At 56.6% G+C, this 21,514-nt stretch carries 28 protein-coding genes and 4 tRNA genes; 24 read left to right on the forward strand and 8 right to left on the reverse strand.

Going from position 1 to position 21,514, the window contains the following annotated elements; genetic code table 11:
- Nucleotides 1-12: 12 nt before the first annotated feature.
- Entirely contained in the window at nt 13-1,209 is a 1,197-nt protein-coding gene (locus tag J4859_RS11490) for a cysteine desulfurase family protein (RefSeq protein WP_212329941.1), read from the reverse strand.
- A 99-nt stretch (nt 1,210-1,308) separates the two neighbouring features.
- On the opposite strand from J4859_RS11490, the gene J4859_RS11495 reads away from it, so the two are divergent.
- The 6 genes from J4859_RS11495 (at nt 1,309) to J4859_RS11515 (ending at nt 4,605) form a co-directional block, all read left to right on the forward strand.
- Nucleotides 1,309-2,838 (forward strand): FAD-binding protein, encoded by a 1,530-nt coding sequence (locus tag J4859_RS11495; RefSeq protein ID WP_212329943.1) that lies wholly within the window; start codon nt 1,309-1,311, stop codon nt 2,836-2,838.
- A gap of 135 nt (nt 2,839-2,973) precedes the next feature.
- A tRNA-Gly gene (locus J4859_RS11500) sits at nt 2,974-3,049 on the forward strand.
- A gap of 318 nt (nt 3,050-3,367) precedes the next feature.
- Nucleotides 3,368-3,493 (forward strand): hypothetical protein, encoded by a 126-nt coding sequence (locus tag J4859_RS17085; protein ID WP_256436738.1) that lies wholly within the window; start codon nt 3,368-3,370, stop codon nt 3,491-3,493.
- A 303-nt stretch (nt 3,494-3,796) separates the two neighbouring features.
- Entirely contained in the window at nt 3,797-4,207 is a 411-nt protein-coding gene (locus tag J4859_RS11505; RefSeq protein ID WP_212329944.1) for a transposase, read from the forward strand.
- A 52-nt stretch (nt 4,208-4,259) separates the two neighbouring features.
- Entirely contained in the window at nt 4,260-4,412 is a 153-nt protein-coding gene (locus tag J4859_RS17855; RefSeq protein ID WP_371812255.1) for a transposase, read from the forward strand.
- A 28-nt stretch (nt 4,413-4,440) separates the two neighbouring features.
- On the forward strand, nt 4,441-4,605 hold the full coding sequence (locus J4859_RS11515) for a hypothetical protein (RefSeq protein WP_212329946.1): 165 nt from the start codon (nt 4,441-4,443) through the stop codon (nt 4,603-4,605).
- A gap of 451 nt (nt 4,606-5,056) precedes the next feature.
- Here J4859_RS11515 and J4859_RS11520 read toward each other — a convergent pair whose 3' ends face one another.
- Complete coding sequence (locus tag J4859_RS11520; RefSeq protein WP_212329947.1) at nt 5,057-5,290, reverse strand: hypothetical protein; 234 nt, start codon at nt 5,288-5,290, stop codon at nt 5,057-5,059.
- A gap of 196 nt (nt 5,291-5,486) precedes the next feature.
- On the opposite strand from J4859_RS11520, the gene J4859_RS17860 reads away from it, so the two are divergent.
- The 4 genes from J4859_RS17860 (at nt 5,487) to J4859_RS11535 (ending at nt 6,559) form a co-directional block, all read left to right on the forward strand.
- Nucleotides 5,487-5,738 (forward strand): transposase, encoded by a 252-nt coding sequence (locus tag J4859_RS17860; RefSeq protein ID WP_371812256.1) that lies wholly within the window; start codon nt 5,487-5,489, stop codon nt 5,736-5,738.
- Between the two features lie 16 nt (nt 5,739-5,754).
- Nucleotides 5,755-5,892, forward strand: coding sequence for a hypothetical protein (locus J4859_RS11525; RefSeq protein ID WP_212329948.1), 138 nt, complete (start codon nt 5,755-5,757; stop codon nt 5,890-5,892).
- 170 nt (nt 5,893-6,062) lie between these two features.
- Entirely contained in the window at nt 6,063-6,230 is a 168-nt protein-coding gene (locus J4859_RS11530) for a hypothetical protein (RefSeq protein ID WP_212329949.1), read from the forward strand.
- A gap of 152 nt (nt 6,231-6,382) precedes the next feature.
- The gene (locus J4859_RS11535) at nt 6,383-6,559 is read left to right on the forward strand and encodes a hypothetical protein (protein WP_212329950.1); all 177 of its coding nucleotides are present in this window, start codon (nt 6,383-6,385) and stop codon (nt 6,557-6,559) included.
- A 679-nt stretch (nt 6,560-7,238) separates the two neighbouring features.
- Here J4859_RS11535 and J4859_RS11540 read toward each other — a convergent pair.
- Nucleotides 7,239-7,418, reverse strand: coding sequence for a hypothetical protein (locus tag J4859_RS11540; protein ID WP_212329951.1), 180 nt, complete (start codon nt 7,416-7,418; stop codon nt 7,239-7,241).
- Nucleotides 7,419-7,546: 128 nt separating this feature from the next.
- On the opposite strand from J4859_RS11540, the gene J4859_RS17865 reads away from it, so the two are divergent.
- The 5 genes from J4859_RS17865 (at nt 7,547) to J4859_RS11560 (ending at nt 12,721) form a co-directional block, all read left to right on the forward strand.
- Complete coding sequence (locus J4859_RS17865; protein ID WP_249113631.1) at nt 7,547-8,380, forward strand: hypothetical protein; 834 nt, start codon at nt 7,547-7,549, stop codon at nt 8,378-8,380.
- Entirely contained in the window at nt 8,308-9,324 is a 1,017-nt protein-coding gene (locus J4859_RS17870) for an ABC transporter substrate-binding protein (protein WP_249113821.1), read from the forward strand. The genes J4859_RS17865 and J4859_RS17870 overlap by 73 nt, the downstream gene beginning before the upstream one ends.
- 67 nt (nt 9,325-9,391) lie before the next feature.
- Nucleotides 9,392-9,482: transfer RNA gene (locus J4859_RS11550), tRNA-Leu, on the forward strand.
- Between the two features lie 96 nt (nt 9,483-9,578).
- Complete coding sequence (locus J4859_RS11555) at nt 9,579-11,882, forward strand: GAF domain-containing SpoIIE family protein phosphatase (RefSeq protein ID WP_212329952.1); 2,304 nt, start codon at nt 9,579-9,581, stop codon at nt 11,880-11,882.
- A 98-nt stretch (nt 11,883-11,980) separates the two neighbouring features.
- Nucleotides 11,981-12,721 (forward strand): ATP-binding protein, encoded by a 741-nt coding sequence (locus J4859_RS11560; RefSeq protein ID WP_212329953.1) that lies wholly within the window; start codon nt 11,981-11,983, stop codon nt 12,719-12,721.
- Nucleotides 12,722-12,767: 46 nt separating this feature from the next.
- Here the strand turns inward: J4859_RS11560 and J4859_RS11565 are convergent.
- Together J4859_RS11565 and J4859_RS11570 are read right to left on the reverse strand one after the other, a co-directional pair.
- A tRNA-Cys gene (locus tag J4859_RS11565) sits at nt 12,768-12,841 on the reverse strand.
- 41 nt (nt 12,842-12,882) lie between these two features.
- Nucleotides 12,883-12,958: transfer RNA gene (locus J4859_RS11570), tRNA-Gly, on the reverse strand.
- 408 nt (nt 12,959-13,366) lie between these two features.
- On the opposite strand from J4859_RS11570, the gene J4859_RS11575 reads away from it, so the two are divergent.
- The 4 genes from J4859_RS11575 to J4859_RS11590 all read left to right on the forward strand — a co-directional run bounded on the left by J4859_RS11575 (nt 13,367) and on the right by J4859_RS11590 (nt 14,814).
- Nucleotides 13,367-13,663: a hypothetical protein gene (locus tag J4859_RS11575; protein ID WP_212329954.1), complete on the forward strand. Its 297-nt coding sequence runs from the start codon at nt 13,367-13,369 to the stop codon at nt 13,661-13,663.
- Nucleotides 13,664-13,981: 318 nt separating this feature from the next.
- Nucleotides 13,982-14,155, forward strand: coding sequence for a helix-turn-helix domain-containing protein (locus J4859_RS17875; RefSeq protein ID WP_212335306.1), 174 nt, complete (start codon nt 13,982-13,984; stop codon nt 14,153-14,155).
- Between the two features lie 12 nt (nt 14,156-14,167).
- Nucleotides 14,168-14,572, forward strand: a complete 405-nt coding sequence (locus tag J4859_RS11585) for a hypothetical protein (protein WP_212329955.1) — start codon at nt 14,168-14,170, stop codon at nt 14,570-14,572.
- Nucleotides 14,539-14,814 (forward strand): IS30 family transposase, encoded by a 276-nt coding sequence (locus tag J4859_RS11590; RefSeq protein WP_212329956.1) that lies wholly within the window; start codon nt 14,539-14,541, stop codon nt 14,812-14,814. Before J4859_RS11585 ends, J4859_RS11590 begins: the two co-directional genes overlap by 34 nt.
- 330 nt (nt 14,815-15,144) lie before the next feature.
- Here J4859_RS11590 and J4859_RS11595 read toward each other — a convergent pair whose 3' ends face one another.
- From J4859_RS11595 to J4859_RS11605, 3 genes are read right to left on the reverse strand one after another with little or no spacing between them, the layout of a single operon-like run.
- Nucleotides 15,145-15,336 carry a transposase gene (locus J4859_RS11595; RefSeq protein WP_305852692.1) on the reverse strand — a complete coding sequence of 64 codons (192 nt, stop codon included), beginning with the start codon at nt 15,334-15,336 and terminating at the stop codon, nt 15,145-15,147.
- A 55-nt stretch (nt 15,337-15,391) separates the two neighbouring features.
- Nucleotides 15,392-15,664, reverse strand: a complete 273-nt coding sequence (locus J4859_RS11600) for a hypothetical protein (RefSeq protein ID WP_212329902.1) — start codon at nt 15,662-15,664, stop codon at nt 15,392-15,394.
- Between the two features lie 48 nt (nt 15,665-15,712).
- Complete coding sequence (locus J4859_RS11605; protein ID WP_212329903.1) at nt 15,713-15,991, reverse strand: transposase; 279 nt, start codon at nt 15,989-15,991, stop codon at nt 15,713-15,715.
- Nucleotides 15,992-17,549: 1,558 nt separating this feature from the next.
- Between J4859_RS11605 and J4859_RS11610 the strand changes: the two genes are divergently transcribed.
- From J4859_RS11610 to J4859_RS16410, 5 genes are all read left to right on the forward strand, one after another.
- Nucleotides 17,550-17,855: a hypothetical protein gene (locus tag J4859_RS11610; RefSeq protein ID WP_212329957.1), complete on the forward strand. Its 306-nt coding sequence runs from the start codon at nt 17,550-17,552 to the stop codon at nt 17,853-17,855.
- Nucleotides 17,822-18,106 carry a hypothetical protein gene (locus J4859_RS11615; RefSeq protein WP_212329958.1) on the forward strand — a complete coding sequence of 95 codons (285 nt, stop codon included), beginning with the start codon at nt 17,822-17,824 and terminating at the stop codon, nt 18,104-18,106. The genes J4859_RS11610 and J4859_RS11615 overlap by 34 nt, the downstream gene beginning before the upstream one ends.
- 460 nt (nt 18,107-18,566) lie before the next feature.
- Nucleotides 18,567-18,743 (forward strand): helix-turn-helix domain-containing protein, encoded by a 177-nt coding sequence (locus J4859_RS11620; RefSeq protein WP_212329959.1) that lies wholly within the window; start codon nt 18,567-18,569, stop codon nt 18,741-18,743.
- Nucleotides 18,744-19,193: 450 nt separating this feature from the next.
- On the forward strand, nt 19,194-19,370 hold the full coding sequence (locus J4859_RS11625) for a hypothetical protein (RefSeq protein WP_212329950.1): 177 nt from the start codon (nt 19,194-19,196) through the stop codon (nt 19,368-19,370).
- A 167-nt stretch (nt 19,371-19,537) separates the two neighbouring features.
- Nucleotides 19,538-21,370 (forward strand): TraM recognition domain-containing protein, encoded by a 1,833-nt coding sequence (locus J4859_RS16410; RefSeq protein ID WP_249113632.1) that lies wholly within the window; start codon nt 19,538-19,540, stop codon nt 21,368-21,370.
- Nucleotides 21,371-21,514 lie beyond the last annotated feature (144 nt).

Raw genomic sequence — 21,514 nt, forward strand, 5'->3', positions numbered from 1 at the left:
GTCTGACCCACGTTACTTGTGCTCCCCTGTTGCTGGATCGAGGCCTAACCGCTGCGCTTCTTGTTCGACTGCCTCGGTAATCGCCTGTGCTGCAGCATGAATGTCTTCCTCAGTCGTCGATGCTCCCAATGTGATACGCAGACTGCCCGTCGCAACCTCTTCAGGCGCACCGATCGCTTTCAACACATGGCTCACCCGCATGCGGCTTGCTGCACAGGCGCTGCCAGTTCCGACGAACACCCCCCACTCTTCCAAGAGAATCACAAGGCGCCGTGCCTCGATTCCCGGGAAGGAGATATGGAGCAGTCCGGGCAGCCGCATCTTATCCTTCTTAGGCCCTGAGACAACCGCCCAGGGGAACCGCTGTGTCAGTAACCGCTGCAACTCATTGCGCAGTCCCCGCAGGCGTTTCGCCTCCTTGCTGCGCCATTCACTGGCAGTCTCAAAAGCTTTGGCAAAGCCGATGACACCCGCGACATTCTCAGTGCCAGAGCGGACACCCGACTCCTGTCCTCCGCCCTCGATCAGCGGTTTCAGGGGGATTCCCTCACGCGTCCACAGCATGCCGACCTGCTTAGGTCCGTAGATCTTCGCAGCTGATACGGTCATCATATCCACTTTGAGCGAGGAGATATTGAGTGCCAGGGCACTTGCCGCCTGTGAGGCATCCGTATGCAGATAGAGCGGCCGTGTCTCCCCTGCGGCGAGTCTCCGTTCACGCTCTTTATCCACCAACTCCGCAACCTCACGCACCGGCTGTATCGTGCCAATCTCACCGTTGGCAAGTGAGACACTGACCAGTCCTACGTCCGAGGTCAGTAACTTTTCAAAGGCTGTCATATCGAGACGACCATCTGCATGGACCGGAATAATGGAGCAACCATGCGCCCGCGCACAGGCAAGGATACTTTCATGTTCGATAGCGGGAACCAGGATCTTCCCTTCGGTAGCGTGCAGCGCGATGTTGTTTGCCTCCGTCGCACCAGCGCAGAGGGTGATCGTATCCGGCTTGGCGCCGATCAGACGTGCAAGCGTTGCACGCGCTCCCTCTAAGTCAGCGCGCACTTCACGGGCGACGCTATACGGCGCTGAAGGGTTGTAAAACCGCTCGGTAAAATACGGTTCCATTGCCTGTACCGCTTCCGGCAGCATGGGAGTCGCTGCTGCATAATCTAAATAGATGGTGTGTGGTGTGTGTTCGACACGCATTGCGTGTGAGCCTCAATTCTTTCTCCGCTCAGGCTTACTCAAACCTCTATAGTTAACGTGTTAACGTGGCTATTCTACCAAACATGGATCGGATTGCGTATGCCTAGCTCATGCCTCCAGCTGGTACCTTCATATATATGTGATGTCCTCGTTATCGGTTCAGGCCTCGCAGGAGCATGCGCAGCCCTCAGCGCCCGCCAACAGGGCGCTGAGGTCATGCTGCTCTCCGAAGGCTCCACCTTCTCCGGATCGAGCTTCTCAGGTGACACCTGGGGATTAGGGACCATCGGCCCACAAGATGCAGCGGATGCACAGGACCTCGAAGACACCATCTTGAAGGTCGGTAGCGGCGTCGCTGATCCAACCCTCGTGCATACCCTTGTCTCCCAGATCAGACCGACATGGGGATGGCTAGAGCAGGCAGATTTCCACCTCTGTCATCCCCAGAGTCCCGAGCAACAGGAATACATCCCCTGCTTCGATCACACTGTAAGGGAGTGGAGAGGGATTGAACGGGACAGTTTCAAACAGGGCTTTGCCACACAATTTGACAAACTCCATCTCACCTGCTTGCCCCACCGTCTCCTTGTCGACCTCATCTGCGAAGACCATCGTATTGAGGGTGCTATAGTCTTCGACACTCACCGTAAGCGCCTTGAACTCATTGCCGCACCGGCAATCGTCTTAGCTACCGGTGGGGTAGCCGGCTTATATGGGCATCATCTCGGTTCCGACACGCAGCGTGGCATCGCTCATGTGCTTGCCCACAAGGCAGGAGCACATTTAGTCAATCTGGAATCCATCCAGTTGATGGAAGGCTTTGTCGCACCGAAGAAAAATCTTGTCTTCAGCGAGAAGACCTTCCGCTATCTCAGCCTCGATACAGAATCTGGCAAGCAGCTATCCCAAGAACTTCTCGAGCAGCGCTCCACGCACGGACCAATCAGTGCCCGTACCGGAGATAGTGAGGTGGATAAGGTCATCGCAAAAGAGGGAAAGCACGGCTGCCTCGGACACTATGCAAATCTGCCTGCCCAACTTCCCGAACTCGATGCACACTACTTCCAATGGCTTAAAGAAACAACCGGTATCACTACTTCGGATCGCTTCAGACTCGGCATCTATGCCCATGCTGAAAACGGTGGTATCCTGATCGATTCCTATGCATCAACTGGTGTAGATGGTCTCTATGCTGCCGGAGAATGTACCGGTGGCATGCACGGTGTAGACCGGCTAGGCGGCCTCTCCAGCGCAAACTGTATGGTCTTCGGCCGTATTGCAGGAATGAATGCAGCTACCTGGGCACAGAAGCACCGTACCGATAACAGGCTTTCCTATGAGTCCCCGATGTACTGCTACCCCAAAGCGTCAACCGCCCTCCCGCTCATTCAAGACAATCTTGATCGATATGCCCTACTCAACCGGAACAGAGAAGGATTGCAGATCTGTATGAGTAGCTTTACAGACCTCTGGGACCAACTTAACGCTAAACAAGTCACAACGGATAACATAGAGGAGGTAGTCGAGACACGCATCGCCTATCTTGAACTCACCTGTGCAATATTCCTGGTCAGTACAATGGACAAACGCACGAGTGGCTTTGGAGCACATATCATACCTGACAGATAGCTTTCGTTACTCTGTCCGAAGCTGGAGCTGTAAATCAGCACCCTATAGTCTGCTCTATTCATTCTTTTACCGAAATAGGTAATTTAATTATGACTTGCAGAAGGACTATACATAAGCTATTCTAAACAAGCATTCGCGGGCTTGGCGCAGTTGGTAGCGCGCAACCTTGCCAAGGTTGAGGTCGCGGGTTCGAACCCCGTAGCCCGCTCCATTGATTTTTGAGATCGTCCTTTCAAAGAGGGGTCGATTTTTGGCTCTTCGAAACTTCTGTTGGGTAGCATAGCCTCCCCGCATTGAGCGCGTCTTGTCCGAAAGGTAGGATTCTCACAGAGGGTGGCAACGCAATGGGTAGGTTTGGGTGGGCGCGCACGCGAGCATGCTGGCACAGCTCTTTAAGTGGTCCCAGGGGGCTTAGCGACGAGTGGAGGGTCTTGTAACGTCTGGTTTAAGGAGCACGACGGCTCCCCCCGACGAGCTCCACGTCCGCGGCAGGGTCGTCGAGTGCCCGGCGTGCCAGCGCCACTGCAGTGTGTACGACACCCGCGAGAGGACCTTATGGCACCTCGACATCTGGCAGCACGATACGATCGTGCACTGCGCCGTCCCCAGGGCGGGCTGCCCCAAGGACGGCGTCCACACGTGCAGGATACCCTGAGAGGTGTACCCGAACTCCCACTTCACGGCGCTCTTTAAGGCCCAGGTGCTGCTCTAGGGAAACGATGATTAATTCGGCTCGATGAGGGGTGGAGCCGCACGCTGTATGCCGCCGGCTTAAAATGTCTCGAACCACACAGTGCCCATACCCACATAAATGCCTATCTGCCTGCGGATATGTTATAATTACAGCAACGTATTCCAGCATATCCAAAAGGAAGATATGGGCAGACAGATGAGCTTTTAAGACCTTAAATCCTAAGGTCAAAGGAAGAAGATTCGGCGAGAGGCATTCCTGGAGCGGATGGATGCGATCGTGCCATGGGATAGCTGGATTGCACTGGTAGAACCCAGCTACCATTCTCAGGCGCGTGGCAGGCATGTGCGCGGTGCGGAGACGATGCTTAGGATGTATCTGTTGCAGGTCATGTTTGGGCTCTCAGACGAGGGAACCGAAGATGCTATCCTGGATTCCCGGTCCTGGCAGCGCTTCATGCACTTGGACCTCATGTCTGAGCAGGTGCCAGATGCAACGACACTTGCGAAATTCCGTCATAGCCTCGAGCGGCGGGGACTCGGTAAAGCTATGCTTCACGACCTGAATTCAGAGCTCGAGAAGGCAGGGATCATGATGCGGGGCGGCTCTATTGTGGACGCGACCTTCATCGAGGCTCCGAGCTCCACGAAGAACCACGACCATGCGCGCGACCCTTAAAGCGCACCAGCCCAAGAAAGGGGGAGCCTGGCGTATCTGATACAAGGCGCATATCGGCGTGGATGCCGCAGGTGGCCTTGTGCATGGTGTGGAGACGAGCGCTGCGAATGTATCTGACATATCCCAGACATATGCACTCGTAAGGGAAGATGATAGGTTCTGCTATGCAGATTCCGGCTATACCGGTATAGCGAAGCGCCCTTAAGGTCACAGCAGACCCACACCTCTCATCTATGCGCTGGAGTATCGCAAGGAAACCTTCGACCATAAAGGGTCTTAACTGTGCACTCTTTTCCGAGAAGGGCATCGAGTCCAGGAAGGCATCCGTTCGCTCAAAGGTAGAGCATCCCTTCCTTATCGTGAAGCAGCGCTTCTGCCCCTTAAGGAAGCGCTACTAGGGGATAGAGAAGAACTCCTGTATGCTCAATGTCTCCTTCGCCCTTGCAAACCTTACCATGTGCATCTTTGCCGGCAGGCTGCACCTCCCGGCTCCCAGCTTCGCTTGATCCGTCTTGGAGCCTTATTGCGGTGCATGGGGCAGGACAGATGTAAGGATGGTGGCTCCTGCACGTGCTAGATGAGCATCCTTCCCTGCCTTTCCCGCATGCCGGCCCAGAAAAGTCGTGTGGTCGGTCCCCTCTGACACGTTATGGGGCATTAATCATCGTTTCCCTAGGCCCTCTGTGGCATGAGCGTAAGCGCGATAGCGCTACAGGTCCGTAAGTCCGACTTACGCGTCTGGGAGATCTTGGAACAGGGCCGTCTTTAAGGCCAAGGGTGCCGCCGACTACTCGGGTGTCAGCTGCGTGGGGATCGACGACACGCCCCACAGGCGCAACCAGACCTACATCAGCTCGATGGCAGACCTCGACGGTCAGAAGGGTCCTTGCCGTCACGCAGGGCAAGGACAAGGAGGCGCTCTGCAGGCTCTGCGACCAGCTTAAGGAGCACCTCGCTGTCCGCGGTGCCGTCGCCGAGCTCACCTGTGACATGGCTTAAGGCGTACTCTTTCGGCGTCGCCTTCGAGATGCCGCAGGCCGCCCAGAGCGTAGAGCGCTTCCACGCGATGCAGCTTTTCGCCAAGTGAGCTGTAATCTTTTGGTGGACAGTAGGATTCAGGGACTAGCAACAGATATGCTCTGTCCAGATACCCACCTACCAACACCAGCAGATTGAAGAGATGAGATGTCGCTAAGCGCAAGCGAGATAGAGAAGGCAAAGTCCCGCACGAAGCCGGAAACACCCAAACACTACACTGAGGAAGTATTGCCTTGAGGCTATCGACTACTACAGCAAGGCACGTAAGGCCAACCCGAAGAAGAGCATCAAAGGATGCGCCGCGAAGCTTGGAATCAACGACAAGACCTTAAACGACTGGATCATCAAGCACTCAAAGACCAAAAGGGTGACCCAGGAAAGGATCGAGGAGCACAAGCAGCTCGACGCAGTGAACAGACGCATACACGAGCTCGAGAGCGAGAATAAGTTCCTAAAAAAGAGGCAGCCTTCTTCGCCGGAAGCCTCTGGCTAAGGACAGGTTTTAGCTCATGCTGGAGAAGAGGGCAACCTACAGCGTCTCGATGATGGAGCGCGTACTGGAGGTGAGCAGGGCTCACTTCTACAGATGGCTCAAGGCCAAAGGCGGTGAGGACCCGTGGGGTCCTATCAAGGAAGCCATCATCTAGATATGGGAGGAAAGCGACAGGCGCTTTAGCTTTTGCAAGGTATGGACCAAGCTCACAGGAGATCCAAAGTTACGCAAAATTTACAGGCACGACCCGCTACCGCGTGCGCAGGTGCATGGCTAAGCTTGGGCATCTGCGGCATCTGATCCAATGCATCGAAGAAGACGACGGTGCCCGCACCTGATACCCCCGAGCGCCCCGCCCTCACCCGGCGCGGCTTCTCGTGTCTTGTGCCGACAGCCAAGCTCGTGGGAGACACAACCTATCGCAGGACCACGGCAGGCTTTATATATCTCGCCGTCGCACACGATCTGTGCACACACATGGTGGTGGGCTGAAGCATACAGGACAACATGAGGGCAGGGCTTGTCGTCTTTGCCCTGAAGATGGCATATTCGCGCGGATACGTGGCCGGAGGGGCCATATTCTAAGCAGCCCAGGCAGCCAGTACATAAGCTCAAAGCTAGCCGCCTGCTCAGCCGCGCACGACGTGAGGCTCTCCGTGGGGAGAACCGGAAGCTGCCACGACAATACGGTCGCCGAATCGCTTTTCGCCACGCTCAAGAACGAGTGGTACTACCATAAGCGCCTCTTAGACGCATCCACGACCAAGCACAAGGCACACGAGTTTAATCGAGTCGTACTACAACCGCTTCCGCCCGCATAAGTCCATAGGAGATCGCGTACCGGCAGAGGTGATGCAGGAGTTCTTCGAGCGCCTCGAGAGAGGCCTTGCGTCCCGATCCAAAGGCGATGCAGACCGCATAGAATCTGAGATTTCTCTGTCCATTATATTGACAGGGCTCAATACATCCCCGTCCGCTCTGTCGTACTCCCTTTAGACGAGCCCGCAAAACGAAGAGAGGCCGGCAAGCTTTGCCGCTCCAGCCATCCGCCCTTATCTTCGATGTATGGCAGAGCTGGTCATGCCCCACCTGGCGCCAGCAATCTTTCGAGCACCCCTTCTGCGCAGCGCAGGGGGCAGGAGCTCTGCCTGCCGCTGTAAGCATCGGCTGCTGCTTTGTGCCGCGCCCGCTTTTGCCTGCTGCCTTGGCGCCGATATAGAAGTCGTCCACCTCGTGTGTGTCAGCTGCAAGGACGCTGAACGCACTGCGATCTGACCCAGGCGAGTATATCCTTAAAAGGACCCGCCCTGCCGTCTTTAAGCTGCAGCCTATCTGCCTTCTGCAGGGCGCAGGCACTGATCCTTGCCTTCTGGGCGGACATGAGCCATATCGCCCACGAACCACTTCCTGAGCTCGAGGTGGGTCCCCTCCATCAATAGTTTCTGCGCTCACGCTCACCTGGTGCGAGCACTTCGTGCACTGCCACTTGTGTGCGCGGCCTCAGACCTTCGAGCAGGACGTATTGGCGCACACCGGGCAGACAAAGCCGCCGGAGACCTTCTCCTCGAGCAGCCTCCCCTCGCACGACTCCTCGTCTGAGAACCTCTCCAAAAGGCCCATCAATGTCTCTTTGCTCTCGCATTCGCGCCTACTCAGAGCGCCTGCATGCCCCTTTACCATCTCTTTCTTTGCCCTCTCGGATGCATCAACCTTGTATCCTCATTGTACGGTTTGGAGGCGACAGGAACTCCTGCGGTTATGCTGGAGGTCCTCAGTCATTTCAGCCAATTTGGGATTAAGGAGTCCATATGGCTATGCAACTTTCTCGTCGCTCATTCTTAGGGCTGTCCGGTAGCAGCGCCGCACTTTTGGCAGGCTTAGGTCTTACCGGCTGCGGCCCGAGCGACAATTCTAAAGGCTCTTCCAGCTCTGACAACAACTCTGAGCCTCCTCAGGGATCTCCGGCCTCGACACCGCTTGATCAGCTGCCACTTCCTGAAAAGGGTCAGGTCTACGATAACCCGCAGGACTATGACAACGTGCAGGACGGTGGAATCGTCACCCTTCCAGCAGGCGAAGTTGGGCCGAACTGGAACTATCTCTCCGTTGAGGGAAATACGCTTGAGATGCACAACTACTGGCTGCTCTATATGCCTGAAGCGATCAAGTCTGATGCAACGCTCACGAGCTTCACGCCGGATCCTGACCTTATCTCTAACCTGAGTTCCTCCACGGACTCTGGCAAGCTCGTTGTTACCGTTGATATCAACGACAAAGCACAGTTCAACGACGGTACCCCGATCGACTACCGCGCGCTTCAGCCCGTTTGGACCGTTATGAACGGCCAGAGTGATGCTTACACCCCGTCCGCAACCGATGGCTACGACAAGATCGAGTCCGTTGAGCAGGGAGACAATCCCAAGCAGGCAGTCATTACCTTCTCCGAACCGGTGTTCCCGTATGAGCCGATCGTGACCCAGTTCCTACACCCTGATGCAGTTGATCCTGACACCTATCAGACCGGCTGGAACACAATCCGCACGCGGAGTGGGGCTATGGCCCGTACACGATCCAGGATTGCTTCACGAGCCAAGTCACCTTTGTTCCGAACCCCAACTGGTGGGGCCGGAAGCCGAAGCTGAATCCCATCATCTATAAGCAGATGGAATCCCAGGTGCTCTTCAACGCCTTTAAGAACGGTGAAGTTGATGCTACCGGTGAGTCACAGGCAGGCTCTCAGGAGATACTCTCCAATTTCTCCGATATGAGTGACGTGACGATCCGCCGTGCAAACAGCCTATCTATCTCCAACATCGAGATCAACATGACCCGTCCGGTTGTTAACGATATCGCTGTCCGTAAGGCGCTCTATCAGTGTATCGATTCGGCTACCGTTCGCAACGTTATTTGGCAGGGCGTCAACTGGGACGAGGAGACCCCGGGTTCGCTGCTGTCACCAGCTTGGGCAGATGGCTATGAGGACAACAGACCTGACGACGTCAAGAACCTGAACTCCGCCGATGACCGTATTGCTGCAGCAAAGCAGACGCTCGAGGATGCCGGCTATATGCAGAACGACGACGGCATCTACGAGAAGGATGGCCAGCCGGTCACCTTCGGCTTCACGACATTTGGTGACTCCAACACCGTGAAGAACCGCTCCGCAGCTATCCAGAAGATGGCTAAGGATGCCGGCATGGATATCGAGATCGATTCCAAGCCTCCCTCTGAGTTCTCAAAGACCCTGACCAGCGGGGATTGGGATATCGTTCTGTTCGGCTGGGTCGCTTCCAACACCTATCTGTGGAATGCGCCTCAGATCTACGGCAGCACCTCTGCGTCCAACTTCACCCATGCGGGCTCTGAAGAGCTGGATGAAGAGCTTTCCAAAATCATCACGATTGAAGACCATGCAGAGCAGTGCAAGGCACTGAACGAGGTAGAGAAGAAGTGCCAGCAGTCCTATGCCTTCATTCCTATCTTCTCCGGCCCAGATGTTGTCGTGACCAAGGCTAACCTGGCCAACTACGGCCCAGCACTGTTTCAATCACTCGAGCCTACCGCGATCGGTTGGCAAAACAGCTAGGCTGTTTTCAAAATGGGTGTTGAACATACAGGCTTGCGCGTGGTACTATTACCTCTGCGTGTTATGAGTCGGAGTGGCGGAATTGGCAGACGCGCTAGCTTGAGGTGCTAGTGACTAACTAAACGGTCATGCGGGTTCAAGTCCCGCCTCCGACACCAGAACGTGAGGGGGAGCTCTTCGGGGCTCCCTTTTTCATACCGCTATACTTAACGGCAGAGCTTATATCTTTTGATGAAAGCAATGAGGGGTGTGGGATGGCAAAGAAGGCTATTGGGCCCAGTATCGACCGGTTAGGGAGAACTTTGATTCCGGCGACATTCGGATCGGTGCTGGCGCTCACGAGTGACGCGGTGATAGCCTTCGATGAACGGGGATGTATCATCCTGTTCAATGAAGAGGCGGAGCACCTCTTTCATCATCCCGCCTCAGGCCTCTTTGGCCAGCCAATCACCACAATCTTCTCGACAGGCGCCTCACGCGGCTGGCTGAATATTCCCGATAAGGATGGGGATAGGAGCCAGTTGGCGCTCCCGTTTCCGCTGGATGGGTCCACGACGCTTGTCAGTTGTCAGGACACCAACAGAAAGACGTGTGAGCTGTGGGTCCGCTGTGAGAAGACGAATGCGGTGAGCGACACCTACGTGTGTGTGGCACATCGGGCGGATCCTCAGGCGAACGTAGAGCACGAACAGGAACGTTCGGTACAGGAACTGCAGCGGGCTAACCGGCGCCTCTCAGGGACGCTGAGAATCGTGCTCGATACCCTTGACTGCGATGATTTAGGTGAGCTGATCGGGGGAGTGCTTGAGGAGATCGCGGATACGATGGAGGCGGCAGGCTCTGTCATCTATATCGCAGAGCCTGATGGCCTTCACCTTCGTGGCAGAACGGCGTCACTGAAGAACGCTTTCGTGCCGCAGTTTCTCTCGACAAAGCGTGGATTAGCTCAGGTGTTGCTCCGCTCGATCCAGGCTCTGCGCCTAAGGGTCCTTCCTCCGGATACCGAAAGCCTGCGTGCCGGCAAGCATGCTAAACGCGCCTTGCTCAATGAGGAGACCCACGAGGTCTATCAGATGGAGCGTAACCTGCTTCCACCCTTTACCTCCCTGATTGGGGTTCCCATTTGGTTTGGCGGCTATGTCGTCGGCATCATCGAAGTCGGATGGGAGAATCTCTATCCCACGACCAAACAAGATGCGCAGATGCTTGAGGCCGTCGGTAACTATCTCTCGGTGCAGCTGATGGGCGCCTTTACGCAGATGAGGACCGAACATGTGCGGTGGCTTGAAACGGCGGAAAATGAGCTGAGGGAAAAGCTCTATGCCACAGGCGAACCGACCGACGACGATGTGAAGGCCTTCCTCTCAGGTGTCGCAGCGGCGCTCAGAGGTCTGTACGCTGAGGTCGAGGTCAACGAGTACGGTCCTACTGTTATCGCCCATCTTCCTCATATGGGGATGCGTGCGATCCCGGTGAATCTTGAAAAGATTGCCCAGCGGCACAACAATGGGGAAATTTCGGTCGTCGCAATCAGCTATGGCTCTAACTTAAACCAGTGGCTCACCGATATCGGGGAATTCTCCTTAGGCGTCTTGGCGGATGCCGGGAAGATCAGTGAGAAGCCGATGACATTCATGATCCTGCGCCCGCAGGATGCAGAGCCGCTGGATTCCGACGAGATCGGCTTTGTCCATCGCTGCACCGAGGATCTGGTCGAGATTATGACCGGCACCGCCAAACGGATGCAGGACAAACATATCTTACAGGCTCTGCAGCTCGGGATGAAAAACGAACTACAACATGTGGATGGGTTGTCTGCCGACGGGATTTATTCCTCTGCCACGAAGGATGCCTTCGTCGGGGGAGACTTCTACGATCTGATCCGCCTGCCTGGCCGTAAAGCTGCCGTCATTATGGGCGATGTGTCCGGCAAAGGCGTGGAGGCTGCCTCAGTTTCTGCGGCGGTGAAGACGGCGCTCGGGGCGTATGCCTGGGAAGGCCTGTCTCCGGCGCGGATGGTGCGGTCACTCAATGATTTCCTGCTCGGTTTCAGCCGTATCGAGACCTTTGCGACCCTCTTTATCGGCCTTATCGATCTAGACCATGCAAAGCTGACCTACTGCAATGCCGGGCATCCACCTGCGATCTTCTATCGGGCTTCCACCAAAGAGCTGGAGATGCTCAATGTGCAGTCCGGCGTAGTCGGCGCCTTTGAGGATATGGATTACCGCAACGGCCATGTCCACATCGGCAAGGACGATTTCCTGCTGCTGTACACCGACGGGACCACCGAGGCGCGCGATCCCCAGGGGAACTTCTTTGGGGAGGACGGCCTGAGGGATGCGGTGATGGCGCAGGTACCGCTTGGCTTTGATGGCATCCTCCACCGGTTGCTCGAAGGGCTCGATACCTTTACCGATCGCAACCTCGACGACGACGTGGCAATGGTGGCGGTGCGCTTTGACGATCCTAAGGAACAGAGTGGACTGACAGACAAAAAGTCAGACACTACCTCCCGCAAAGGGAAACGGTCGAAAAAGAGCGGTGCTACGCAATAGGCGACACTGGATTGAAGTTCTACCGTTTAATAGACAGAATGTAACGTTTTTGAGCGTTGCCAAGTTACAAGTTCTCGCAGGTGGGAACAAGTAATTATATGCAACGTTCATGTGATATAGCAGTGATTCCGGTTGAGGGGGACCTGGACGTAACGTCCGTCCCACGCCTGTACGCCTCGATTTCGTATCTGATCGATACGGGGTGCCGGCGCATCATCCTGAATTTAGGTAAGGCACAATTTATTGATTCAGCAGGCATGGCACTGATTCTATGCTCTATTAGAGCCATGAGGAAAACAGGAGGGCTGCTCTCCCTCACGAATGTGGGGGATCAGGCTTACCGTACTCTGTGTCGCATTAAGGCGGTTGATTTCGCTCCAGTATCGCGTGCAGGGGTGTCCAAACAAGTCCCTGTACTTGATCCTCGTACCGAACCCATCTGGTGGCATGTCCTGCGCTGTGACTCATGCTCGATGTCCGTATCCCGGCACAGAGTCAAAGACCTCTTGGTGCAGACACCGCTTACCTCAGATGAGACGTTTGACATGACGCTGGCGTGTGGCGAAGCCTTAGGTAATGCCTTTGACCACGCTAAATCGAGACTGACGCTTGTAACCGTATGCTATTACCCGGATCGGGTGATCGTGCAGGTGAGCGACAATGGCTGTGGCTACCAACTGAGGGCCAATGAGAAGCCGAAGACGTCCACCGATATGAAGCTGGAACGGGGACGCGGCATCAAGCTGATGCGGATGCTGGCCGATGAGGTGTCGATATCCATGAAATCAGGGGGCAAGGGCACCGCAGTAAGTCTCACTAAGATGATCGATAATAAATAGTAAGCAAAAAGGTGAACTGCTTTGAGCAGTTCACCTTTGACATTTCTGGAGGCGAGACCCGGATTCGAACCGGGGATAGGGGCTTTGCAGGCCCATGCCTTACCACTTGGCCATCTCGCCGAGTATAAGAAGCTACCTGATAGGATAGCTGGGAAAATTACTGGAGCGGGCTACGGGGTTCGAACCCGCGACCTCAACCTTGGCAAGGTTGCGCGCTACCAACTGCGCCAAGCCCGCAAGTGATTGTTAAGAATAACCTAAATCCCACATTTCCGCAAGCCACATTTATCATTTTTGGTGAAAGGATGGGGTCATATTGCGAAGGGGTAGATTTCTACCTCTGATATGTAGAACTTCCTGTCAAGAGGCATGGTAGCCCCATCCCGGATTCTGCTCCGGGATGGGACTGGCTCTATATCGTCCTTTGGAGGCCCTGCGCCTTTATGGTGTATCTGATTCGATGCACGACTGCGACTCTGATATCCGCGCATTGGGTAGCACATTTTGATGCTTTCGGCTGGGGAGTTTTAGCGTGTCTAGGATCGCGCATGGCCTGAAGGCTGCACACAGAGGTCTCACGGATTGCCCCACGCGCCATCGAGCCAGGCACGGGCTTTCTAGGGAGGACTTTTGTGTCAGGCCGCAGTGGCATCATCCGCCCATCCTGGTGAGCGCCCAGACGAACCCTGCAAGCTCTCGGGCGATGGCGGTGTCCACGACGTTGGCAGGCTTGAGGCGGCCCCTCAGATGGACGGAGCGGTCGTGAAGCCTGCGGCTCTCCCGGCACAGGCAGCCTGTGCGCGACATCTGCCCATGGCTGGCGCCGACACTACAGGCGCCATGTCCTCCCCGGCAGCCACGCTCCTCTCAGGCCCGCTCGAGCCTTGCGCGCCTGAACTCGAGCGATTTTATGCCTTCGAGCTATTCCCTAAAGACGAGTGACCTGTATCATTTTTTCGGACAGTGCGGCTTGAGGAATTATGAGGCTCCTCTTAACTGCAAGACAAGCCGACCGAAAAGACTACAGGTAACAAACAATCCCGCTACCAAATACAGCGATGAGTAGCGCCTGAAAACAGCTGAGTGTGCTATCTCCACCGGCAAGCCGATAGCCCACCTCGCCACCGAATTAGGGCGGCGGATTAGCATTCTAAGTGCAACAGGATGACCCGCTGGATGCAAGCGTGGCACACTCCGGAAGGCTACGATGTTGGTTGTCTAGTCAACGTCGCAAGCTAGAAGGAATGTGCCACTACAAGCATCTCAAGCCTACAGGAGAGGGACTGCATAGCCACGCTGCATGCAGAGGGAAGGTCAATTGCCTATATCGCGGCAGAGATCGGCAGGGACAGCTCCAGCGTCTGCCGCAAGCTCAAGAGGAATGGCCGGCACGGACGCTTTAGGGCATGCGCTGCCCAAAAGGAGGGCGGATGAGCGCCGCAGGAGATGCAGGGCGAAAAGGCGGCTTTCAGACCCTGCGCTTACGCAGAAGGTGCGCTTACTCATCATGGACAGACACTGGTCCCTGGAGGAGATAGACGACATCTCAGGCTCGAGGGTGGCGGCAGGTGCGTCGTTGAGCCTGCCGACTATTCTACCGTGAGGTCCATAGCCGCCACGCTCGAGCTGCCGGGATCCGGCCCGGAAGGCAAGATGCGGCACCACCTGCGCAGGAAGGGGAAGCAGGTCTGCAGCAAGAGGCCTAAGACCAAAGGTAAGATCGAGATCTCACACAGCGTAAAGGAAAGGCCCAAGAGGCCGATGCGAGGTCTCGTCTCGGAGAGGGGGCAGACGACACGCTCGTGGCAGCGGGGCCCATGTGCCTGCTCGTGCTTGCCGACAGGGCAGTGAGGCTGCTTGCCGCGAAGAGAGCCAGCACGTCAGCGGGAGCGTCTCTAAGGCCGAGGTCGGGCTGCTGCAGGGATGTCCCCTTGAGACGCTCACTTCCGGATAGGGGCAAGCAGTTCGCAGGGCATACAGATGTCACAAAGGCCTTGGGAGGCGTGCAGTTCTACTTCTGCGACCCCCACCATCTATGGCAGAAGCTAACAGTTAAGAACACCAACGGGCTCCTGCGAAAGTTCTTCCCCTAAGGGCAGCGACTTCGGCAAGGTCACAAACGAGGAGGTGCAGCATGCAGTGGAGCTGATCTGTGACAGGGCGAGGAAGGTCTTGAAATATAGGACAGCCAACGAGGTCTTTAGGGAGATGGTGCACTCAGCTTGACAATCTGCCGGCTTAAATCCCAAAACACTAAAGCCGCTGGGTAAAAGAGCACAGAGATAGGCTATCAGCTGCTTAAGTGCAGCGAGGCTAAAGAGGAAAAGCTCAAAAGCCTTATGCCAGGCGCAACAGAGAGCTTGAGATGGAAAATGCCTTCTTAAAGAAGTCATCTGCACAATGTGTGAACCGATATGTGAGCACTAGGCCCTCCCCAGCAGCGGTACCTTCACCCCCAAGCATCTGAGCATCACCATCGCGAAGAGGTTGTCGAGGCTGCGAAAGCTATAGGCTATCCTAACGGTCAGCTTGATCTTGTTGTTGATGGTCTCCACGCGTGCGTTGGACAGGCCGCTCTCCAAGGTGGCGACTGTGGCATCCAGATGCCTTCTGATCTTCTTTTAGAGCTCGACGAACTTAGGGGATCCTCGAGCGCTAGGCCCTGCCCCTCTACTTCTCGATGCCCTCCCTGATCTTGTTAGCAGGCAGCTTCAGGGCAAGCCTTATCCCTTCCTTCAGCAGATATGCCCTGTGGAGCTGCAGCTGTGAGATCGTGGTGAGCTGAAGCGCCGCCTTCTGCCTTCGGTCAGGCTCTCTGGGTTCTTGAAGGAGGGGATAGCTTGGGCCCTTCACGGATGCAGCGGCCTTCCTTTCGGGGCTCGCCTCCTCCCCCTTCCTGGGGCGGGCGCGCCTCCCCTTCGGTGCTGCCTTGGCCTTCTGCACAGCCGCCCTCCATGACTGGCGGCACAGCCCGTCGAGCAGCTCCGTTGCCTACTGGACGATGTGGAAGGTGTCTGTGCAGCGCAGCGCATACGGTACCCACTCCTTCATCGCATCGTCCACCCAACGCACCCCGTCCGCACTCACAAGGTCGATGGATGAGCTTCCCTTAACGGCGATCTGCTTGAAGAAGGCGTCGAAGACCTTGCGTCCATGGCCGTCATGTAGCTGTGGCCCTTCTTGTAGCTTGTCTCGTCCACACCTATCCACCTGAGGTCTGCCGTCTTTGGCGGCTGCCCCTGTTCGAGCCTTGCCAGCACGCGCGAGCATATCGCGCCCACCCACCTCCACAAGATGCGCAGAAGCTTTTGACAGGCAAGCTTGCTCATCGACAGCTCAAGCCAGCAGCAGCTGTCCTCAAAGGCACGGGGGAGCCAGCTACCATGGTCTGCCCAGGGGATCTGACGCACCGCGCAGTACCGCATTTTGGGCACCTCATCCTGAATGTATCCGCCTGGATATACACCTTCGTGCCGACGACATTGGGGCATCTCCAGAGCCTGGTTCCCCTGCCTGCATCGTAGCAGGGGGGCCTTCTGCCCGCACTTGCCGCATCTGCAGGAGTGGGGCCTGTAGGGCCTTGGCGTCGATCACGATCGCCTGTGCGTCCTCGTCGAAGGACACATCCTCGACGCTGATCATAATCTTGACTAAGTTTGAGATGCGCACGGTGCACTCCTTCTGCCGGGTCTTTACTTCGCAACTAAAAACCTACAGGAGAATGTGCCATGCCATCTGCGCATTCGCATATTCTTCATTCACACATCGTGTCGAAGAGCCTCTTAAAGGCAGCTGTTAAGCCTTCTTTACAAAGGATCTTAAGTGCAATAGATTGTTACAAGCAGAAGCTTAAGGAGAAGGAAAACTTCCCGATCAAGATACAGGCTTTACTCCTTAAGGCATTACACTCAAGCTTTTATTCATGGGTGTTCTTTAGGAGCACCAGAAAACGGGTGCAGTGAGCTTACAGAGGCTATCGGGCGGGTGTGGGTGGACTCTGACAGAGGTTTTGGGGCTAGGTTCACACCCACTGCTATCTAGCTGATGAGTTTTCCAACACTACCCTCTACAGGGTAGGAAAATGCATGCGCGAGCTTAAGAATAAAGGGCTCACTCCCTTTACAGATCAGAAGAGAACCACTGTCCCTGACAGATATGCCAAACCAAAGCCTGATCTTATACATTGTGACCTCATAAAGCCCTGACTCCACCTATAAGCTTGTTGGAGATATTACCTATCTCTTCACAGAAAAGGGCTGGTTCTATCTTTCTTGCTGTGTGAGACTTAAACACCTACATGGTGGTAGGCTTGATCGCTGTTGGATAGAACGGGAGCCGATAGTGTGCTAGATACACTGCAAGTGGCTAGGTGTCGAGGATATGTGGCAGAAAATGCAGCCTTTCATTCAGACAAAGGTGTCCAATACACCTCTTAGGTTTGTCTGCTCTGTGGGCTTAAGATAAACGATGTGAGGCTCTCCTGCAGCCGCTGGGGTAACTACCACGATAGTGCCGTAGAGAGGTCTTTCTTTCCACTCTTAAAGGCGAGATGTACTAGCGAGAAGGCTTTGCAACAAGAAAGGATGCCATACATGCGCTAGCTGAATTCATTGAGGGCTACTACAACAGAAAACGTCCCCACTCAACGATCAACAACAAAATTCCAGCGAAGGTAGTAGATGCTTTCTTTGAAAGAACGAAACCTATATCAGAAGAGGACCAGATATCACCATCCAATGCAGCTTAAAGATCTCAAGTTTTTGTGTCCGAAATATTGACACAGGTCATCCCTCGCTCTCGATCGCACGGACGAGGAGGGCGGTGCCTGATGGCAGACGACTACGGCGACGACTCCGGGCAGAAGATCCTGGACGACCTCACGCGCTTCGCGGAGCGCATGGGTGCCGCCGCCATGATCCGGCGCGCCGATGGCCTTCATGCCGCCCTTGAGCACGCGAAGGCGACAACCCACCAAGAGAAAACAAAAGACGGCGCGGAGCCCGTTGAGTACGCCAAGCTCGACATGCACGAGTTCCGCGCGCTCGACGACTACGACGGCATCAAGAAGATCATCGAGGCGAACCATGCGGTGCCCACGGCGTGGACACCGCATGGTTCGCCGACGAGCAGCTAGGCAAGGAGTACCTGCTCTTCCACGTCTCGGACGCCCAGGAGGTCTGGCAGGGGCTCGACGAGCTCTCACGCGAGACCGAGGCCGCCAAGGCGAAGGCCCTGGAGAGGCTCGGGCGCGAAGCCGAGAAGGTCCGCGACGAGCGGCCCCTGGAAGAGCGCGCCAAGGAGGCGTGCAAGGCATCCGAGGCATTGGAGAACGATCGCGGGCACGCGCGCGTGCGCGAGAGGCCGGCTCCCGACCGGGAGAAGTGAGCTGTAATCTTTTGGTGGACAGTGGGATTCAGGGACTGGCAACAGATATGCTCTGTTTAGATGCCCACCTACCAACACCAGCAGATTGAAGCGATGAGATGTCGCTAAGCGCAAGCGAGATAGAGAAGGCAAAGTCCCGCACGAAGCCGGAAACACCCAAACACTACACTGAAGAAGTATTGCCTTAAGGCTATCGAGTACTACAGGAAGGCACGTAAGGCCAACCCGAAGAAGAGCATCAGAGAATGCGCCGCGAAGCTTGAGGCCAACGACAAGACCTTAAACGACTGGATCATCAAGCACTCAAAGACCAAAAGGGTGACCCAGGAAAGGACTGACGAGCACAAGCAGCTCGACGCAGTGAACAGGCGTATACACGAGCTCGAAAGCGAGAATGAGTTCCTAAAAAAGAGGCAGCCTTCTTCGCCGGAAGCCTCTGTTGAAGGACAGGTTTTAGCTCATGCTGGAGAAGAGGGCAACCTACAGCGTCTCGATGATGGCGCGCGTACTGGAGGTGAGCAGGGCTCACTTCTACAGATGGCTCAAGGCCAAAGGCGGTAAGGACCCGTGGGGTCCCCTCAAGCAGGCCATCTGCGCGATATGGGAGGAAAGCGACAGGCGCTTTAGCTCCTGCTAGGTCTGATCCAAGCTCACAGGAGATCCGAAGTTACGCAAAATTTACAGGCACGACCCGCTACCGCGTGCGCAGGTGCATGGCTAAGCTGGAGATAGGCGGCATCTGATCCAATGCCTCCAAGAGAACGATACTGCCCGCACCTGATACCCCCGAGCGCCCCGACCTCACCCGGCGCGGCTTCTCGTGTCTTGTGCCGACAGCCAAGCTCGTGGGAGACACAACCTATCGCAGGACCACGGCAGGCTTTATATATCTCGCCGTCGCACACGATCTGTGCACACACATGGTGGTGGGCTGAAGCATACAGGACAACATGAGGGCAGGGCTTGTCGTCTTTGCCCTGAAGATGGCATATTCGCGCGGATACGTGGCCGGAGGGGCCATATTCTAAGCAGCCCAGGCAGCCAGTACATAAGCTCAAAGCTAGCCGCCTGCTCAGCCGCGCACGACGTGAGGCTCTCCGTGGGGAGAACCGGAAGCTGCCACGACAATACGGTCGCCGAATCGCTTTTCGCCACGCTCAAGAACGAGTGGTACTACCATAAGCGCCTCTTAGACGCATCCACGACCAAGCACAAGGCACACGAGTTTAATCGAGTCGTACTACAACCGCTTCCGCCCGCATAAGTCCATAGGAGATCGCGTACCGGCAGAGGTGATGCAGGAGTTCTTCGAGCGCCTCGAGAGAGGCCTTGCGTCCCGATCCAAAGGCGATGCAGACCGCATAAAAAATCTGAGATTCCTCTGTCCATTATATTGACAGGGCTCAAAGCGCGCGCTTCAGGTGGGTCAGGGTGGCAGAGCCCGTCGCCGTGGAGGACGACTTCTGCCTTCTGCACTACAAGATGTTCAAGGACGCGGCGGGGCGCACCGCCAAGTCCATCCTGGTCTCCTGCAACACGCGCATGGAGCCCTTCGCGATACCCCAGGTGCGCGAGCTCGTCTCCTACGACGAGATGGAGCTCGACAAGCTCGGCGACGCGGACTGCCGCCGCGCCATCTTCGCCATCGTGAGCGACACGAGCGGGCTCTGCTCGTTCCTCCTCGCGATCATGATGTGGCAGGCGGTGAACGTCCTCTGCCGCCGGGCGCTCTCACGCTACGGCGGGGCGCTTCCCACCCACGTGAGCTTCCTGCTCGACGAGTTCGCAAACATCGGGCGGCTCCCGGACATCGAGAGGACCATCGCTGTCGTCAGGAGCCGCAACGTGTCGGTGACCGTCTACCTGCAGTCGATGTCACAGCTCAAGAGCCGCTACAAGGACGACGCCGCGACCATCGTGGACTGCTGCGACACCACGGTCTTTTTGGGCGGCAAGTCCACCGACACCGTGCGCGAGATATCGGAGGCCGTGGGTAAGGAGACGGCAGGGTTACTGGGTTCAAGAGAGACGGCGCGCGGCATCGAGGAGTTCGATCGGGCTGCGCTCGTAGGGTGCGAGCCCGCACCCGAGGTCTACCCCGTGCGCATTCCCGTGACCAACTTGCGAGGAGAAGAAGACTGTATCCTCGTGCTTGAGATAGGTCCCTCATCGGGCCATGTCATCTCCAGGCGCAGCGACAGGGCGGTCTTCCTGCGCCAGAAGGACAGCAGCGTCGAGCTCGAGCGCGATCCGGTGCTGGCGCTCGAGTACGACAAGAACCAACGCCGCTACGAGGACGAGGTGCAGGAGCGCTCCTCGATGGGGGACGTGGACCCCGAGGTGATGTCTCGCTACAAGACCGAGCTTGGCACGGAGGCGAGCGACGAGCTGGTCCTTCGGAGCTGCGGCTTCCTCCAGGATGGTCACCTCACCAACGCGGGGGTACTCCTCTTCTCGGAGAACCCCGCCAGGTTCATGCCATGGGCTCGGGTGCGCGTCATCCGCCTCGACGGCAGCAAGATGGAGACGGGTCGCAGGCTCAACATCGTAAAGGATCGGACCTTCGACGGGCCGCTCCCCAAGACGATCGAGGGTGCGAAGGAGTTCATCTCGAGCCAGCTGAGGGAGTTCCAGTACCTCGGGGCCGACGACAGGTTCAAGGTCATACCGGAGTACCCGGAGTTCGCCTGGTTTGAGGGGCTCGTGAACGCGGTCACGCACCGCGACTACGCGATGAGTGGCGACCATATCCGCGTGATGATGTACGACGACCACCTCGAGATAACGAGCCCGGGCAAGCTCCCCAACATCGTGACGCTCGAGAACATGAAGTATACCCGCCGGTCGCGCAATCCCACGATCGCGCGCACCCTGGTGGAGTTCGGCTGGGTCAGGGAGCTCAACGAGGGCGTGCAGCGCATTTACGATGAGATGGCGAGCTTCTTCCTGAGGGAGCCCACCTTCTCGGAGCCAAACGGCGCCTCGGTGCGGCTTACGCTCGAGAACAGTGCGACTTCGCGCGTCCTGCGCCGGGGCGATTCGATTGCGAGTGACCTCGGCGAGGACGTGGTCGGCGCCCTGGGCGAGTACGAGCGTGCCGCCCTCCAGTACGTGTACGGGAGGGGAAGGGTGACGGTCAAGGAGCTGGTCGGCCATCTGGGTCGTAGCGCCAAGGGTGGCACGCGCGGCGCTGAAGTCGCTCTCGAAGAAGGGTATCCTCGGCTGGCACGGCACGAGTCCGACGGACCCATCCCAGTACTATGACCTCTACAGGGCATAGTAGGGCAGAGCTCGGTCATAGCTTCCGGGCGTTTCGCAGGTAAGGGCAGGCGCAGGGCTATTACCAGAAGGGCATAGTGGGTTAGAGTAAAAACGGCCCGCCCGAGGGGCCCGCAGGTCCGGTAGCCC

The sequence above is a fragment of the Atopobium sp. oral taxon 416 genome, from assembly GCF_018128285.1.
Taxonomy (GTDB): domain Bacteria; phylum Actinomycetota; class Coriobacteriia; order Coriobacteriales; family Atopobiaceae; genus Olsenella_L.

Coding starts and splice junctions, on each gene's coding strand:
- J4859_RS11495 (WP_212329943.1), top strand. CDS start 1,309: ATGCCTAGCTCATGCCTCCAGCTGGTACCTTCATATATATGTGATGTC.
- J4859_RS11555 (WP_212329952.1), top strand. CDS start 9,579: ATGGCAAAGAAGGCTATTGGGCCCAGTATCGACCGGTTAGGGAGAACT.
- J4859_RS11540 (WP_212329951.1), bottom strand. CDS start 7,418: ATGGTAAAGGGGCATGCAGGCGCTCTGAGTAGGCGCGAATGCGAGAGC.
- J4859_RS11515 (WP_212329946.1), top strand. CDS start 4,441: ATGCGCTGGAGTATCGCAAGGAAACCTTCGACCATAAAGGGTCTTAAC.
- J4859_RS11605 (WP_212329903.1), bottom strand. CDS start 15,991: ATGCTCGCGCGTGCTGGCAAGGCTCGAACAGGGGCAGCCGCCAAAGAC.
- J4859_RS11560 (WP_212329953.1), top strand. CDS start 11,981: ATGCAACGTTCATGTGATATAGCAGTGATTCCGGTTGAGGGGGACCTG.
- J4859_RS11610 (WP_212329957.1), top strand. CDS start 17,550: ATGGCAGACGACTACGGCGACGACTCCGGGCAGAAGATCCTGGACGAC.
- J4859_RS11585 (WP_212329955.1), top strand. CDS start 14,168: ATGCAGGGCGAAAAGGCGGCTTTCAGACCCTGCGCTTACGCAGAAGGT.
- J4859_RS17865 (WP_249113631.1), top strand. CDS start 7,547: ATGGCTATGCAACTTTCTCGTCGCTCATTCTTAGGGCTGTCCGGTAGC.
- J4859_RS11490 (WP_212329941.1), bottom strand. CDS start 1,209: ATGCGTGTCGAACACACACCACACACCATCTATTTAGATTATGCAGCA.
- J4859_RS11505 (WP_212329944.1), top strand. CDS start 3,797: ATGGATGCGATCGTGCCATGGGATAGCTGGATTGCACTGGTAGAACCC.
- J4859_RS11525 (WP_212329948.1), top strand. CDS start 5,755: ATGCTGGAGAAGAGGGCAACCTACAGCGTCTCGATGATGGAGCGCGTA.
- J4859_RS11590 (WP_212329956.1), top strand. CDS start 14,539: ATGTGCCTGCTCGTGCTTGCCGACAGGGCAGTGAGGCTGCTTGCCGCG.
- J4859_RS11620 (WP_212329959.1), top strand. CDS start 18,567: ATGCTGGAGAAGAGGGCAACCTACAGCGTCTCGATGATGGCGCGCGTA.